This window comes from Methylovirgula sp. 4M-Z18 (assembly GCF_037890675.1).
In the GTDB taxonomy this organism is placed as follows: domain Bacteria; phylum Pseudomonadota; class Alphaproteobacteria; order Rhizobiales; family Beijerinckiaceae; genus 4M-Z18.
Genome location: NZ_CP149574.1, coordinates 1,150,413 through 1,164,824, shown reverse-complemented (window position 1 = coordinate 1,164,824; position 14,412 = coordinate 1,150,413). Strand labels below are relative to the sequence as shown.

General features: G+C 60.3%; 11 protein-coding genes. 8 read left to right on the top strand and 3 right to left on the bottom strand.

The features are described from left to right. The first annotated feature begins 50 nt into the window (after positions 1-50). The 8 genes from V9T28_RS05300 (at position 51) to V9T28_RS05265 (ending at position 7,806) form a co-directional block, all read left to right on the top strand. Positions 51-1,124: an AraC family transcriptional regulator gene (locus V9T28_RS05300; RefSeq protein WP_158554824.1), complete on the top strand. Its 1,074-nt coding sequence runs from the start codon at positions 51-53 to the stop codon at positions 1,122-1,124. Positions 1,125-1,174: 50 nt separating this feature from the next. Continuing rightward, entirely contained in the window at positions 1,175-1,438 is a 264-nt protein-coding gene (locus tag V9T28_RS05295) for a DUF6489 family protein (RefSeq protein ID WP_116401506.1), read from the top strand. 243 nt (positions 1,439-1,681) lie between these two features. After that, positions 1,682-3,334, top strand: coding sequence for a fatty acid--CoA ligase (locus V9T28_RS05290; RefSeq protein ID WP_116401505.1), 1,653 nt, complete (start codon positions 1,682-1,684; stop codon positions 3,332-3,334). Positions 3,335-3,372: 38 nt separating this feature from the next. Then, positions 3,373-3,843, top strand: a complete 471-nt coding sequence (locus tag V9T28_RS05285) for a MaoC family dehydratase (RefSeq protein ID WP_116401576.1) — start codon at positions 3,373-3,375, stop codon at positions 3,841-3,843. Positions 3,844-3,896: 53 nt separating this feature from the next. Further along, positions 3,897-4,742 (top strand): poly(3-hydroxyalkanoate) depolymerase, encoded by an 846-nt coding sequence (gene phaZ, locus V9T28_RS05280; RefSeq protein WP_116401504.1) that lies wholly within the window; start codon positions 3,897-3,899, stop codon positions 4,740-4,742. 73 nt (positions 4,743-4,815) lie between these two features. After that, the gene (locus V9T28_RS05275; protein WP_158554823.1) at positions 4,816-5,253 is read left to right on the top strand and encodes a phasin family protein; all 438 of its coding nucleotides are present in this window, start codon (positions 4,816-4,818) and stop codon (positions 5,251-5,253) included. 405 nt (positions 5,254-5,658) lie between these two features. Next, positions 5,659-6,933: a DUF445 domain-containing protein gene (locus tag V9T28_RS05270; RefSeq protein ID WP_116401502.1), complete on the top strand. Its 1,275-nt coding sequence runs from the start codon at positions 5,659-5,661 to the stop codon at positions 6,931-6,933. A gap of 468 nt (positions 6,934-7,401) precedes the next feature. Continuing rightward, the gene (locus V9T28_RS05265; protein WP_116401501.1) at positions 7,402-7,806 is read left to right on the top strand and encodes a hypothetical protein; all 405 of its coding nucleotides are present in this window, start codon (positions 7,402-7,404) and stop codon (positions 7,804-7,806) included. A gap of 296 nt (positions 7,807-8,102) precedes the next feature. On the opposite strand, the gene V9T28_RS05260 is transcribed toward V9T28_RS05265, so the two are convergent. The 3 genes from V9T28_RS05260 to V9T28_RS05250 form a co-directional block, all read right to left on the bottom strand. Next, positions 8,103-9,674: a hypothetical protein gene (locus tag V9T28_RS05260; RefSeq protein WP_116401500.1), complete on the bottom strand. Its 1,572-nt coding sequence runs from the start codon at positions 9,672-9,674 to the stop codon at positions 8,103-8,105. A gap of 328 nt (positions 9,675-10,002) precedes the next feature. Beyond that, the gene (locus V9T28_RS05255; protein WP_116401499.1) at positions 10,003-13,746 is read right to left on the bottom strand and encodes a glycosyltransferase family 4 protein; all 3,744 of its coding nucleotides are present in this window, start codon (positions 13,744-13,746) and stop codon (positions 10,003-10,005) included. Between the two features lie 13 nt (positions 13,747-13,759). Further along, positions 13,760-14,326 carry a hypothetical protein gene (locus tag V9T28_RS05250; RefSeq protein ID WP_147306457.1) on the bottom strand — a complete coding sequence of 189 codons (567 nt, stop codon included), beginning with the start codon at positions 14,324-14,326 and terminating at the stop codon, positions 13,760-13,762. Positions 14,327-14,412: the final 86 nt, after the last annotated feature.

Sequence of the window (14,412 nt, the reverse complement as noted above, 5' to 3'; positions counted from 1 at the left end):
CGGAACGCGCGGCGGGACCGCCGCGGGTTGTGTCAAGCATGGAGCAAAACATGGCCGCTGTCGGATTTGGCGAGAAAGTTTACACGGCGGCGAAGATCGTTGCGCTGGTCGAAGCGCTTGCGGACGAAGGGATCAGCCCGGAGCAGGCTTTGCACGGAACGGGGCTCTCGAGCGAGGACATGTATGCGGTCGGCGCGAAAGTCTCGATCAATCAAATCCTGAACTGCTGTCGCAATGCGCTGGCGTTGTCGCACGATACGCAATTGCCGTTCAAGGTCGGGTCGCGATTTCATATCTCGACCTATGGCATGTATGGCTACGCGATGTTGTCCAGTTCGGACTTTCGCCGCACGATGGACTTCGCCGTCCGCTATCACGCGCTGGCAATGCCCCTCACGACGATTTCATTCGAGGAAACCAGCCACTGGGGCATCTGGACGATCGATCCGATCTCGCATCCGAAATCGGATGCCAGACTCTACCGCTTTCAAATCGAGATGCAGATCGCAACGCATCTGTGCCTGCAGCGCGACCTGATGGGCGCCGCTTTCGCGCCCAATCAGATTTCGTTCGCCTACCCCTGCCCGCTCGGTTTTCGATCGCCGGCGGAATTTTCGGATTGCCTGGTTCGGTTCGATCAGCCGGCCAATCAGATCGTGTTCGACGCGAAATGGCTCGACGATGCGGCGCGGCTCGGCAACCGAACGACCCATCCGATCGCCCTTGAGCTTTGCGAGGACCTGCTCCTGGCTCTCTGGCGCCAAACCGGAACCGCGGGCAAGGTGCGCAAGATCCTGCTGGAAGATCTCGCCCAGCGGCCGAGCCTCTCGGTCACGGCGAAGCGCCTGCGCACGACAGCGCGCACCCTGCGGCGCAAACTCGACCAGGAAGGCACTTCCTACCGACAATTGCTGGACGAGCTGCGGCAGCACATCGCCATGAAATATCTGCGCGAGACGGAAATGACGCGGGAGGACATCGCCTATGCGCTCGGTTACAGCGACGCCGCAAATTTCCGGCACGCTTTCCGGCGCTGGACCGCCATGTCGCCGACGGCTTTTCGGCATCGCGCGGCACAGAACGATGACGAGACAGCAAAAAACATTCTAAGTTCACGCGGCTGAGGCGAAGCATCGGGCCTCGGCGCGGTCAATCTTTTTGAAGGAGTGCTATAATGCAGGTTACGATCAATATCGAATGCACGCCGGCCGAAGCACGGGAGGTGATGGGGCTGCCGGACATTCGCCCGCTGCAGGCGGCTTGGCTTGCCGAAATCGAGAAGCGCATGATGGCCGATATGGACCGCCTGTCGCTCGACGGATTGACCCGGACCTGGCTGTCGAACGCTCCGGCGGGAATGGATTGGCTTCCGAACATGTTCAAGAGTTTTCTGGACGCCGAGGCCGGCGGAGAAAAGGGTGGAGCCGCAAAGAAATAGGAGGGTCGCGGCCGCACGGGCCTTGGGGCGGTTCGCATGCCGCCCTGCCCGGCGCACTTGGCCGAAATGGCCCGATTTGCGGCCATTGCGAACCTTCACAAAGTGCAGTCTCTGCGCAAGCTTGCATGCGCTGAAAGCGCAGCAAGGCGCAACGAAGCGGCGAAGCCCAAACAAGCTGCCGGCGTGGCGGCAGTCTTAGAACGATAGAACAAGCGTCATTCGCGTTGCGAGGAGGATCACGCCATGTCCGTCAGATTGATCGATGCTGCGGCAAATGCCTATCAATATCCCCTGTTGATCAAGCAGATCTGGCACACGCCGCTATCGCAGGTGCCCGATCAGGAGGTCGTCTATCGCGACTCGCGCCGCCTCACCTATCGGCAGGTGCGGGAGCGGATCGGCCGTTTGGGGACGGCGCTGGCGAAGCTTGGCGTGAAGCCGGGCGACACGGTGGGCGTGCTCGACTGGGACAGCCACCGGTTTCTCGAGGCCTTCTTCGCCGTGCCGATGATGGGCGCCGTTCTGCAGACCGTGAATGTGCGCCTCTCGCCCGAGCAGGTCGCCTACACGATCAATCATGCCGGAGCGTCGGTTCTGTTGGTGAATGCGGAATTTGCCGCCATGCTAGCCGGCATCCGCTCGCAACTGCCGAAGGTCAAGCAATTCGTCCTGCTGACGGATGCGCCTGAGCCGGAGACGCATGGCTTGCCATTTATCGGCGAATATGAAGACCTTTTGGCCGTCGCATCGCCGGATTGCGACTTCCCCGATTTCGACGAGAATGCGCAAGCGACGACCTTCTACACCACCGGCACGACCGGCTTGCCGAAGGGCGTCTATTACAGTCATCGGCAATTGCTGCTGCATGCGCTCGCCGAACTCGCCTTTCTCGGCCAACCGGGCCAGCAGGGGCGTTTCCATCGCGATGACGTCTATATGCCGATCACGCCGATGTTCCATGTGCACGCCTGGGGCTTTCCGTGGGCGGCAACACTCGCGGGTGTGAAACAGGTCTATCCCGGCCGCTACGATCCGGCACTCCTCGTCAAGCTGATCAAGAGCGAGGGTGTGACGTTCACTCACGGCGTGCCGACCATTCTGCAAATGCTGCTCAATGCGGCCAAAACTGCCAATACCGATCTCGCCGGCCTGAAGATGGTCATCGGCGGCTCGGCGCTGTCGAAGGCGCTCGCCAAACAGGCAATGGATGCCGGCGTCGATATCTACGCGGGTTACGGCATGTCGGAAACCGGGCCGCTTCTATGCCTCGGCCATGTGCGGTCGAGCGATCTCGGCGGCGACGCAGACAAGGAAATCGACATCCGCGTGCGCGCCGGCATCGCCGGCCCGCTGGTCGACATCCGTGTGGTCGATGCCGATATGAATAACGTTCCGAATGACGGCACCACGGCCGGCGAAGTGGTGGTGCGCGCGCCATGGCTGACGCAGGGCTATTTCGGCAATCCCGACGCCTCCGAAAAACTGTGGGAGGGCGGCTATCTGCACACCAACGACATCGGCGTCATCACGCCGGACGGCTATGTCCATATTACCGACCGGATCAAGGACGTCATCAAGACCGGCGGCGAATGGGTGTCGTCGTTGCAGATCGAAGATCTCATCATGCAATGCAAGGGCGTCTCCGAAGTCGCCGTGATCGGCATCAAGGACGACCGCTGGGGCGAGCGGCCGCTCGCGCTCATCGTGCGCGATGCCAAAGTGCCGACAGAACTGACTGATGACGATGTGAAGGCGCATCTGCTGACCTTCGCCGACAAGGGCATCATCTCGAAATACGGCGTGCCGCAGAAGATCTTGTTCATTCCGCAGATCGCCAAGACGAGCGTGGGCAAGATGGACAAGAAAGAGCTGCGCCGGCTCTATGGCGAGATGTAACGAAGACGTCGGAATCGCATGAATCGTTGGAGGCGACCTTGGCACGTTTCACATTGGCGGAAATCGGCAATCATGTCGGCAAAGAGCTGGGCGTCTCGGATTGGGTGACGATCGATCAAGCTCGGATCGATCAATTCGCCGCATGTACGGGCGACCACCAATGGATTCACGTCGATGTGGAACGCGCCAAACGGGAGAGCCCGTTCAAGGGAACGATCGCGCACGGCTATCTCACGCTGTCGCTGATCGCGTCCCTGTCGATGGAAGTGGGCATCCTCCCGGCCGACGTTGCTGCGGGGTTGAATTACGGGCTCGATAAGGTCCGTTTCCTGGCGCCTGTGCCCGCTGGCGCGCGGGTACGCCTGCGGGTTGTTTTGCTCGGCGTCGGGCCGAAGGACGCGGGCCAGGTGCTGATGAAAACCCAGAACACGCTGGAGATCGAAGGATCCACCAAGCCGGCGCTACTGGCCGAGACCCTCGCGCTCCTTGTCCCGGCCAAAAGCAAGTGATGGCGGCAAGTAATTCGCGCCCCGTTTTAAAGCGAGAAAGACGTTCCGAACCGATGAACCACCGTGATGCACAATCGCCCGCTTCCACTCCGGACATCGACGTTCGCTCGCTCTCGATCGGCGGCCAGCTTTTGACCGTTGCCATCAGGCATGCCGGAAACGAAGAATGCCCCTTGCTTCTGTTCAACGGCATCAGCGCCAATTGGCAACTCGCGCAACCCTTCATGGAAGCGCTCACCAAGACGACGACGATCATCTTCGACATGCCCGGCGTGGGCGGCTCGCCGACGCCGGTTCTGCCCTATCGACTGTCGGGGATGGCGCGATTGGCAGCGCAATTGCTCAGCGAACTCGGTTATGGGCGAGCGGATGTGGCTGGCGTTTCCTGGGGCGGCGGCGTCGCGCAGCAATTTGCCCACCAATATCCGAAACTGTGCCGCAAGCTCGTGCTCGGCGCGACCTCTCCGGGCGCTGTCATGGTACCCGGCAGTCCTTCGGCCATGCTCAAGATGGTGACGCCGCGCCGCTATGTCGACAAAACATACATGCACAAGGTCGCGCCCTCCCTTTACGGCGGCGCGGTGCGCAAAGATCCGTCGCTGATTTCGCCGCACGCCAACGCCATGCAAGGCGCCAAGGCGCTCGGCTATCTCTACCAGCTTCTGGCGATGGCCGGCTGGACCAGCGTGCCGTGGCTCTGGGCCTTGCGGCAACCGACCCTCATCATCATGGGGAGCGACGACCCGCTCGTGCCGCCGATCAACGGCCGCTTGCTGCACATGCTGATTCCCAATGCAGAGCTCGAACTGATCGAAGACGGCCATTTGTTTTTCGTGACGAGCGCCGCTGAGACAGCGCGGCGCGTCGAACGGTTCCTGCGTGATGAGAACACGGGATGATCGATCCGAGTGATCGATGCAACGGCTCGCCGCGTTGATCTCGCGCTGCGGGCAGATCAAAAGGGAGGCGATGATGACCGAAACATTCCAATCCTATATCGATATGTTCCGCAAATTCGGCACAGATCTCGGCTTGCCGAAGCTCGATGTCGATAAACTGGTCGACATGCAGCAGAAGAATCTTGATGCGCTGTCGCAGTCCGCGCAGACGGCGGCTGAAGGCGCCAAAGCGGTGGCGCAAAAGCAGCGCTCGATCATCGAGGAAAGCTTGCGCGAAGCAACCGCCTTGGCGCAAGACTTCAAGCCACTCGGCTCGCCGCAGGAGAACATCGCCCGGCAGACGGAATTTGCCAAAAAAGTGCTCAGCGTCGCGATCGACGGAGCGCGGGAAACCCATGCGCTCGCCCATGAATCGTCGACGAAAGTCGCCGAGATCATCAAGGGCCGCCTCAAGGACAGCGTCGCGGAGTTGAGCAGCAGCGTCTCAGGCGAAGGTTCGGCCAAGAAATAAGCCAGACTTGCCGCGGACTCATGTGACACCAGCGATTGTCATCCCGGGCTTGACCCACGCCCGCCCGGGAGAATGTCCGCGATGATTGAGCGCGACTCCTTCTCCCATCGGGAGAAGGTGGCACGCGAAGCGTGACGGATGAGGGGACTCTGAATCGTCGCTGGCTGGAGTCTTGCCGTGGCCAATCTCTCACGAAAGTCCCCTCATCCGACCGACTTCGTCGGCCACCTTCTCCCTCTGGGAGAAGGAGTCGCGCTCAATCATCGCGGACATTTCCCAGACGGCTGTGGGTCAAGCTCGGGATGACATTGAGGCCTTCATATAGATCGCAGCGCACGACCATTGGTATAACATGCCATCCCGGCACTTATGCGCGTGGCCTGGCGAGCGCGGAGAAGAAGGCGTATGACGAGTTCCATCATTGCAGGCTCCGGTCCGGTGGCCGAGGGCGCCGATCTCAAACGCCTCAAACTGATCGCGCATGGCGTTCTGGCCGGCTGCGTCGTCCTGCTCATCGCCGCGCGGGTAATTGCCCTGAAATATCCCGCCTTCTCGTTCCTTGCGGCCTGTGCCGAAGCGGCAACCGTCGGCGGTGTCGCGGATTGGTATGCGATCGTCGCGCTGTTTCGCAAACCGCTTGGGCTGCCCATTCCCCATACGGCGATCATCCCGAACAGCCAGCAGCGGATCGCGGAAAAACTCGGCCAGTTCATCGAGGATACGTTTTTGGAAGCGGGCCCGGTTGACGCCCGGCTGCGTCAGATCGATTTTGCGGCGCATGTCGCGGCATTTCTCGACGACCGCGAACGCTGCCTCGACATCGCCAAATTCTCCTTCCGCCTGCTACCCGACCTCTTCGCGGCGTTGGAGACCTCCGGCTTGAAGGCCCTGTTTCTGCGCAGCGTGCAAGCGCAGTTCTACACGTTCGACATTGCACCTTTCGCCGCCGGGACGCTGGAAGCTTTGGCCGACACCGGCCGGCATCAGCAGATCCTGGGCCAGCTTATGACAATGATCCGGCGAGCGCTGAAACAGCCGGAAATGCTAGCGCAAATCCGTGACCGGATCCGTGCCGAATTGCCGAGCCTGCTCAAGCTCTATCGGATCGACGCCTATCTTCTGAAGCGAATCGTCGCCTCGGTGGCGTCCTTCGCCAAGGAAGTCGAAAGCGATCCCAACCACCCCTTTCGCGCCGAATTCGATCAATTCATGCGCGCACTGATCGTCCGGCTGGAGACCGATCGCGATTTTGCCGTGCAGCTCAACCGGCTGAAACGCGACGTGATCAAGCGCGGCGAAATCCGGGAACTCGTGGCGCTCGCCTGGGCCAAGATCAAAACGGCGATGGAGACGCAGACGACCGCGAGCACGTCCATGCCGCAACGCCTGGCGGAACTCCTGCATGAAATCGGCCTTGGCCTTGCGACCGATCCCGCCATGCGCTCCGATATCAACCGGAACGTCGCGACGTGGGCGAGCCGGCTCGTCAGCGAGCACAAGGCCGGCGTCTCGACCTTCATCGCCGATCAGGTGAAGAGCTGGGACATGCGGCGCCTCGTCGACATCATCGAGATCAACGTCGGCCGCGACCTGCAATATATCCGCTTCAACGGCATGCTCATCGGCGGCCTTGTCGGCCTGGCGCTTTATACGCTCGAAGCCCTTTTGGGCATTCGCTAGAGTTGACCGGCCCGATCAAAGATAGAAGATTGTATTCTCTTCGGAACGCCCAGACCTGCCCCCATGCTGTCCACCGGCGGTCCTGAGGCCATTACTTAAACCCTTTGCTTTAGGGGGTCATCAGGATCGCTGATGACCCTTTTTTCTTTGTGGCACGGCGCTGCCGGATCGCAACCCACACCATTTTGACACACAAGACCATCAATGAACGACTATGGATGCCTTGGAGTGCAGATCTGGCCCCCAACTCCCATCCTCGCGCATTCTGAGGCCAATACTTAAACCCCTTATTTTAAGGGGATCATCAGCAAAGCTGATGATCCTTTTTCCTCAAGTTTCCGGCGCTCCAGGCGTCCGTGTCCTGGGCCCTGCGCAGGCGCCCCAGAGAGAAAAACTTCGCCCATCCTACTATTGGCTAAGCTCCCTATCGGCGTGCGAATCGTTAATTTCCAAGAGATGGGAACGCACATGACCGACTTTGATATTCTGCGGAATCTGGACATCCAGGTGTTGCGGGTTTTCGCGGCCTTGCTGGAGGCGCAGCCGCAGGCGGTCGATTTGGGTGTCGAGCAAACACACAAGGTCAAGCTGGAGCGGACCGATCCGAATTACGCCGACATCCTGCAAAAGTCCGCCGCGACCCTCAGGAGCCTGCATCGTCGCGGGCTGGTGTCCGGCAATCTCCAAGAACCCAGCGGCGAGTGTGTCCCGGTGATCGTGGGTGGGCATCTCACACCCCGTGCGCGCGCAACCATGCTGCAAACCTATCCGGGTACGCCCCGCACCCTTGGCGATGCCATCCAGGCTTCCGTCGCGTCCGGCAACGAATGGCAGATGTGCGCGGTCGGTCGAATGCTGGTCAACCTGCTGTGATGAGCGAGAGCGGCGGGTTGAGCATGGGCTCCCCGGAATGAAGCGGAGCCTACGTGTCCGGAACGGACCCTAAAAATCTGGCCGGATTGCCCGGATTCCCGCCTGGACTCCTCAGCCAATTCGTAATCTCGAAACGGATTGAAAGCGCAGGCGCCAGTAAAATATAGCGAGCAAGGACAGCGCGAGATCGATACCAGCGGTGACACCGACCGATCTCACCATGCCCCCGATCGCGAACGTAAATGAGATCCGGCTCGACATTCGCACGCGAAAACCGCTCGGTGACGACGCGGCCCTCAGCTTTCTGAACATATCTTGACTGGCCATTGCGTGCCCGCTGGCAATTTGAAGATCGGAAGCGGCTTGCCGATGTCAAATTCGCCGATTTTCCTCATGTTTAGGAGCCGAGAATAACGGTCGATCTTGCCCGCCATTTCATCCGAGTCGGCGATAAAGAACTGATCACGCCCAAACTCCGAGACCTTTTGCACCATTTTATCTTGCATGCATTGCGATGCCATAACAAATTTCGCAGCATACTTTTGCAAATAATAATAACTCGTCCCATTGTTGATATCGGCCCAGACGATCGCGTCCTTTCGCAATACCTCATCGGGCAACGTGTTGATCGGACGAAACGGTTTAAGATGAGCGATCCTGAGTCCGCCCGAAGCAACCAGGGGAATGAACAGAAAAACCGCCCAATTTCGCAAGCTGGCAACCTTCGGTTGAGCTTCAATATTCAACAATTCAAAAACCACGCCGCTCAACAAGAAAATACTCGCGGGCATCATATAGTAGGGCTCGGCCACTTCGTGGGTAAGAAAAAACACAAGCGAGAGTCCGAATGCGATTGTCACGCCGATCGAAATTCCAAAGCGGCCCTCGACCGGAACCAAATGCCGTCTGGTGGCGAGACGAATGACGAGTGCGCAAACCGCCGCGACGCTAGTCAAGCTTGTTGGGCGCCCCGAAAAATAATATCTAAGATGACCCCAGAGCAATGCCAGATCGATTTGGGGCACAGCGGCATCGTTGTTGGCGTAGGTGGTCGCAAACGGCGAGCCCGCGTTCATCCAATTCGCGGCCATGACAGGCGCGGCACCGCTCAAACCGAATCCGCAGAGCCCGGCAGCATAAGCCCAAACAAGCTCGCGACGCGCGGTCCTCAGACAATTGAACAACGGCACAACCAATAGTCCCGCGAGCAAAAATAGATTTGGCAGCCGAATGGTGAATAACAGCCCACCTAAAACGCCGACCCAGAAAGCCGTGCCCGGCCGAGCGGCGCGGTCCGCCGGAAAAGCGCGCATTGTCAAGACAATGAGAATCGGCAGACACATGATTGTCAGAGGGTGCGATGGACTGCTCGGTTGGGTGGCATCCTGGGCTATCGTCCAATCGATCAAGGGCAGAGCTGTCACCGCGAGCAGCCACGGGAGAAAATGCCCTCTTGAATTGAATACGGCCCAGGAAAAAGTCAGCGCAATGAGCAGGATTGCCGATACATAGAGATAGGAATATTGCGCGGATTTTGGAAATAAAGAGATGAGGAATCCCGTTCCTGGCGGATACTGCAAAATGATCGCGTCGGTTGCGGACACATAGTGATGACAATGCGGCGCGATGAGTTGAAACCACTCCTTGCTGTCTGAGGTGATCGACTTGGCGACATCGGTGAGGAAGAGCGCTTCGGGCGCTTGAATGCGTGTCGCTAAGCCGCCGATCGGGCCGAACGTGTCAAATAATTGCGCCTGCCGCAGATAGCCAAAATCATCGCACCCGGCAGCAAATAAGTTTCTTTGCGGACGGGCGGTCCACCAAAACATAGCGACCGAGACCGCGACGAACAGGACGGCGAGGATCAAGAAATTATTTTTTCGCATGAAGAGCCTGGAGCAAATTGAATCGGACGACGGAACGCCCCAGAACACCGGGGCTTCGGCGCGGCTGTCTAAATCTGATGGGACGGTGGCTTCGCGACGCGGCGCATGCGAAGGAATTTGATTCCAGCCGCGTTTGCCGACGCACAGCGCGGCGGCGCTCTACGCATGTCAGGCATCGTGAGTGAAGGTGTCAGCCAGATTCGCCACGCTGATCTTCATCGTCGCCGTCGCGACAGGTCCGACGAAGAGAAGCCCCACGCTTTCTTTCCATTGCGCGAAGATATGATTGAAGCGCAGGCGATTCTTCGATTCACGCGGGCGCCTCTATCCGATCTTCAGAGAAATTTTGCGCCGTATCGGCATTTGAAAGCCACAAAGCGCGCAACAATTGCTGGGCGCTCTCGCGCCAGGTCAACCAAGGCATGTCGTTCGTTGTGGGATGGCGCCCTTGGGCAGACAGTTCCAGCCAATCCAGGATCGCGGCAGCGAGATCCGTGTCGCCGAGCCCCTCGAAATAATAGGCATGATTGCCGGCCACTTCGTGGAACACTGGCAGATCGCGGGCGATAATCGGAAGGTGTTTTACAGCGGCCTCAATCAAAGGCAGGCCGAAGCCTTCGCCCTCGCTTGCCGCGAGCAGACATGCCGACGCGGCATAGATTTGGTCCAGATATTCGTCGCTGATGCCGTGCAGCAGATGGAACTCGCGCCCGAGCCGCGGATGGCGTGAAAGTCGCTCGAACAAGTCGTCCGCCAGCCAGCCTTTTTTGCCGACGACGACCAGATTGATCTCGTGCCCTTGCGCCCAGAGCCGCTCGAAGGCTGCGATCGTCTGAGCGTGCCCCTTGCGCGGCTCAAGGGTGCCCACCATCAGAAAGCTGGGTCGCTGTTTCAGGAGTGCCAGAAACTGCTCGGCGTCCGGCGGCAATCCCCGGCTCGGTTCGCTATCCTCGATATCGGCGCCGATATGGAAGCTGCGCACTGGAATATTTTCCGCGCCCAGGAAACCACTCTGGGCGAGATAGAGCCGCACATCTTCCGCGGTCGTTTCCGAAATGCAGACAAAACCGCTGGCCACTTCGGTGACACTGTCGAGCCACCGAGCGAAGGCCTTTGCGACGGACGAAACCCACCACTCGGCGTGCCGCAGCGGAAGAAGGTCATGGACGAGGACCCAGACATTCACGCCGCGGCGACGCATGTCGCGTTGCGCCGGTTCCATCAGCGGTTGCCATCCAGGGCTGGGATCCAGCGCCAAATAAACGTCGCCCGCGCGAAAATCCACGACGGGCTCGCCTGCCATCGAATGCACGCCATGGCACAGGCGCGTCTGAAGGCGCAGCGCATGCCGGTAGACTTGGCCGTCGAACCAGATCAGGCACACGCTCATGCCCGCGGGCGGCTCCAGGAGAAGATTGCGCGCAAGAGCGCGCACCACGCGCTGGATACCTGTTTTGGCATCGTGGCGAGCGAGCTCCGAGACATCGAGGAACAGGGTTTGCTGGCGCCGCCAGCGAATGGGCCACTGAGATTCGAGCGCGAGCTTCAAAAGGTTCTCGGAGCTCTGCGCCCATGACAGATGCTGGACACCGGTTGAAGAAGGTACGGCGCCTTGCCGGTGCGCTGCCAGCCACCGGCCCACCGCATCCGCTAGTTCCAGCGGCGTCTCGCCCCGGAAATAGGTGGCGTGACTGCCCGCCACTTCGTGAAACACCGGGAGATCGCGCGCCAGAATGGGCAGCCCCCTTACACCTGCTTCGACGAGCGGCAAGCCAAACCCCTCCCCGAGGCTGGGCGCCACAAGACAGCAACTGGCGCGGTAGATGCGTTCGAGGAAGGCGTCATCGATGCCCTCGAGCCACAACAGGCGGCCGCCGAATTCCGGGTGTCGACGAATGTCGCCGACCAGTTCGTCCACGTCCCATCCTTCGCGGCCGACCAGCACGAGGCTGACGTCGGCGCCACCGGCCCAGAACAAGTCGAATGCGGCCAACAATTGACGGTGCCCCTTGCGCGGTTCGATCGTTCCCACGCTTAAAAACACGTCGCGTCCCTGAAGTTGGTCGAGCGTGCGTTCGGCTTGTGCGCTCAGCGAGCGGCTCTGCCACGCGCCGGGCGCATCGCAGCCGTTATGCGACCAGCCGATGGACAGTGGCCGCTGCCGCTCGATTCCATGCGCATTGAGCCATGCGACCAAATCGAGCGCCACGTCGCGCGATACGCACACCACACCGTCGGTCTGGCAAATGAATTGCAGCCACCGCGTGTGAAAGTCGTCCATGCCGGGCGCGAAGCAATGCGGCAGGTGGATGGGCAGCAGGTCATGCGCGAGGAAGACCGTCCGCACGCCCATCTGGCGCAGATGGCCGAAGAATTCGGGCCGATACAGCGCCGAATGGTGAAGGTCCAGGCCCAGGAAGACGTCGCCGGGTTTCAAGGAGATGACGTCATCCGTCTCCCCCGAGGCGACAAATTGGGAGTAGCGGCGGCGCATATAGCTCCGCGCATAGCGGAACGAGGCGGCCCCGGGGGGCGAATACACGGGCTCGACGCGAAAGCCGGCGGGCGGTGACTGGATCAATGAGGACAGCAGTCCGTGGACCACGCGCTGGACACCCGATTTCCCGTCGTTGTCCGCCATAATCGACAGGTCGACCAGCAATTGTCTGCAGGCCGTGGTGGGGGGCGTTGACCAACGGCTGTTCGACGACAATGCAGCCGCCAGGGCGACAAGGTCCTGGTCGGGGACGGAATATCGCTGACTTGCCGCCGATCCGATGGTGCTCGGCAATTGCTCGAGCAAGGAGGGCCGCGGATCGTCTTGCCACGAGTCCTGCCGATGCAGACGCTCGAATGCGGCCAGCGCCGTTTGCGCACAGCGATCCCATGAGAAGAGCGCGGAACGCGTCAGACCGTGGCGCACGAGTTCTTCCCGTTGCCGGGGTTGGATCAACAGCTTGTTGATGAGCCTGGCCAGCCCCTGAACATCGCAGGGATCGAACATCGAGTCCGCGCGGCCCATCACTTCCGGCAGGCTGGAGGAGTTCGCGCAAATGGTGGGGGCACCGCACGACATGGCCTCCAGCACCGGCAGACCAAAGCCCTCGTGCGTGGACGGAAACACGAACAAGGTACACAGACGATACAGGCCCACCAGTTCGCCATCGGTGACGTGACCGCCGAGCACGAATTCGCGCTCGCTGAGCCCGTGCGCCCGTGCGTGTGCCAGGAACCTTGCACCTTGGTCGGCAGGCATCATGCCGACGAACACCAATGGATGCTGTGCGCGCAAGGACTGCGGCAGAAACGCAAAGGCCTCGATCAGGCGCAGATGGTTCTTGCGTTCGTCGGCTCCGCCCGAATACATGACAAAGCCGCTGCCGGACAATCCCAGCTTGTGCCAGAGGGCTGTTTTGGCGGACTCGACGACAACGGCCGGTGCAAACATCGGATCGCAGGCGGACGAGATGGAGATCGCTCTTTCGGCGGACACTCCGGCATAATCGATCGCTTCCCGTCGCGCGGATTCGGAAACCGCCAACACTAAGTCGGCACGTCGCAACTGTTCGAGGCGAGCGCGATAGAAAGATTCATATGTCGGATTCGGCTTGAGGTAGACATTCGGCTGAATCAAGGGAATGGCGTCATGAAAAGTGACCGCCGTCGGTATGCGGATACGCTTGCCGATGCTGCAGGTCATGTTGTCGACAACGCCGTCAAACAGATTGCCGACATGCACGATGTCCGCCTGCAGCGATGCCAGGAACTCCTCGCGCATCAGCTCGGCGGCCTGCCGGCGCCACCCATTGGCCGGGTCAGGCCAGAAGAGCGGGCCGACCGCTTGCCACACGCGGATATCATCTTGGCTGATCAATCCATCGAAAGTCGCGCGGATGGATTCAATCGTGTCGGGAAAAAGACCGTTGAGGGCAACGATAACTTTATGCTCCCCGCGATTTCGCAGCAGCGCCTGGGTCATTGCAATGTTGTTGCGCCCGATGCCGCGATATCGGCTCTCGGTCTGCGCCCCTTGAAGGTCGACAACGATACGCATGGCTGAAGACCTTCTAACCTTGTGTCGCCGCACGCAGCGCGATGTATATCCGGCGCGCTTCTGGGGGCAGATCGTCAAAGGTGAGCGGGCGCCAATCCGGCGAAGTGTTCAGGGGCGATGTACCACCTGCCTCTACGTATGTTGATGGAGGGGCCAGCATTGCGCGGATGCGACGATGCAGGACAGGATGCATGCTCAATGCGGCGATCGCCAAGCGCTTGGCTTGAGGGTGCCGCGCAATGACACGTGCAACGTGGTTCACCAGCGCCTTGACGCGCCGCTTGATGCCACTGGCCAGGCGGTTTTCCCGGATGGCCGAGCTCGGACGGCGAGCAGGCGTGCCGAGGAGCCGAAGGGGCGCACCGATGCGCCAAGACGTGCTGTTTGGCGTGGGATGTGCCGATAGGGCAGCGAGCCGCGCTTCGATCGACGCGAGTTTCGCTTCCGCGCGCATCGCTCGTTCTTCAACTTTGACGAGACGCTCTTCGGTCAGGGCAGCAATCCGTTGGATCTTTGCGCTCAAGATTGCGGAAGCGGACGATTGTTCCGTTGCCTCCGAGTGGGATGTCGTTTGGTTCATCGTGGCTCGACAGAAGGAAGCGAAGGTGAGAGAGAAATCCGCTCCGCGGAAGCGCGGAGCAGAACAGTTTTTCAAGATGATCCGCG